The sequence below is a fragment of the Micromonospora inaquosa genome, from assembly GCF_003857055.1.
Taxonomy (GTDB): domain Bacteria; phylum Actinomycetota; class Actinomycetes; order Mycobacteriales; family Micromonosporaceae; genus Micromonospora; species Micromonospora inaquosa.
Map to the genome: position 1 here is coordinate 1 of NZ_QGSZ01000003.1, position 642 is coordinate 642.

General features: G+C 69.6%; 1 pseudogene. It reads right to left on the reverse strand.

The window, feature by feature from the left end:
• Window positions 1–308 precede the first annotated feature (308 nt).
• Window positions 309–642 (reverse strand): annotated as a pseudogene (locus DLJ59_RS36140) (tetratricopeptide repeat protein); the annotation flags it as partial.

Consider the following 642-nt stretch of genomic DNA (forward strand, 5'->3'; position numbering starts at 1 on the left):
GGGTGACGGCCAGTGACGCCGACCCACCCCAACCCGCCCGCCCATGAGCCTTTGCTCTGCACCCGCGGGTGCGACAGCTACGTAACGTGATGCTTGCTGGTGTTTGTCAGGGCAGTGGTCGCAACGTTTCAGCTGGTCATCCGACGTGGCGCATGGAGGTAAGCAGAGCAAAGGCGGGGTGGGCGGTTTGGTTGGGCGTGCCTGGGGTGATATTGTGTCACGATGGGTCACGGCGAGTTCGCCAACGGGTGAGCTCACCCTGAGTGAGGGCGGCGGGGTTGCGCGGCCTGGTGGGTGTGGCTGGCGGGTCAGCGGCGGCGGGTGCAGACCTGCTTGGATCGGGCCACGGTGTCGGTGGACCAGGCGACTGCGACGGTGAAGCAGAAGTCGTTGGTGCGGTTGAGCGCGTAGATGACGAAGCTGGTGGTGCCGGCCGGCAGCGTCGCGAAGATGTTGTGGGCCTCGCCGGTACGACCACCCGCGATGACCACCGGGCCCTCGCTGCCGGCCGGGTAGGTCCAGTTCAGCGCGATGCTGTCCCGGTTGTCGCGCAGGGTCACCGCGCTTGGCGGGGTGCCGGGTGGCGCCGCGGCGGCAGCCGACGTGGGCGTCGAGCCGCCCGGCGCGGGCGCGGTGCTGGCC